At 64.6% G+C, this 1,266-nt stretch carries 1 protein-coding gene; it reads left to right on the top strand.

Annotated elements, in window-relative coordinates; all coding sequences use genetic code 11:
• Positions 1 to 1,266 (top strand): ATP-binding protein (locus OP495_RS17960; protein WP_280571139.1); only part of this gene is annotated, 1,266 nt, incomplete at both ends.

The raw sequence follows: 1,266 nt of genomic DNA, 5'->3' as shown, positions 1-1,266 counted from the left end.
ACCCCCTGCGCATCAAACAGGTGCTCACCAACCTGGTCAATAATGCCGTCAAGTTCACCGAGCGCGGCGAGGTCGTGGTACGCGTCATGCTCGATGAGCTCAGCACCACCAGCACCAAGCTGCACATCAGCGTCCGCGATACGGGAATCGGCCTCGATCTAGCAAGCCGCGAGCGACTTTTCCAGGCCTTCAGTCAGGGCGATGCTAGCCGCTCGCGCCAATACGGCGGCACCGGGCTGGGGCTGATGATCAGCAAGCGCCTGGTGGAGCAGATGGGTGGCGAGATCGATGTCGAAAGCGAAAGCGGCGAAGGCACGACCTTCACGTTTTCGCTGACGCTGATCGCGACGCAACAGCGCGAGCGCCTGCCCGAGTTGAATCTGGGCGGCTATCGCGTCGGCCTGTTCGAACCCCACGCCACCACCCGGCGAGCCTTCACGCACCTGCTCGAGCGCTGGGATGCTCACGTCGTGCCGCTGCCCTCGCGGGATGCCTGCACGAACCCACCACCGGAGATCGACCTATTGTTGCTGGGGCTGACCCAGGATGACTTGCGACCTCGCGAGATTACCGCCTGGCGCGAAGCGCTGAATCACTGCGCGTGCCCCGGGCTGCTGCTGATCAATGCCGATCCCTTCGAGCTGCCCGACCTGGCGCTCCCCCACGGCGGCGAAATCACCACCAAGCCCGTATCGCGACGCGGCCTGGGCAATGCCATCAACGCCTTGCTGATGGTCGAGGGCGAGCCGGCGCACGCGCCAGCGGAGACTCCATCGCCAGCGCCGAGCGGCAAAGTGCTGGTCGTCGATGACACGCCCTCCAACTGCCTGCTGGTCAAGGAGCTATTGCAAGACCGCGGCTTGTCGCCGCTACTCGCCGGAAGCGGCGAGGAAGCGCTGGCGATGGCGCAAAGCGAGTCCATTGCGCTGGTATTGATGGACATCCAGATGCCCGGCATGAATGGCGTAGACGCCATGAAAGCGCTCCGCGCGCTAGGCGACGACTGGCAGCAACGGCCCATCGTAGCGCTGACCGCGCACGCTCTCGAAGAGGAGCGTCAACAGCTCCTGCACGTCGGCATGAGCGACTGCCTGATCAAACCCATCCGCGAACCGGCACTGAATGCCATTCTCGAGCACCACCTGGGTACAATCGCTCATTCCGCGCCCGAGCCTCATCCCACGGCGCTTCCCGCACCACCTGGCGAAGCACCGGCGCAAGAGCCGCAGGACGATACCGCCGGGGATGAGTTGCCCGTGGTCGATA

Source organism: Chromohalobacter sp. 296-RDG (genome assembly GCF_029889885.1).
GTDB lineage: Bacteria > Pseudomonadota > Gammaproteobacteria > Pseudomonadales > Halomonadaceae > Chromohalobacter.
Note: the sequence above shows the minus strand (reverse complement) of the source record. Positions and strands in the feature narration are given on the sequence as shown.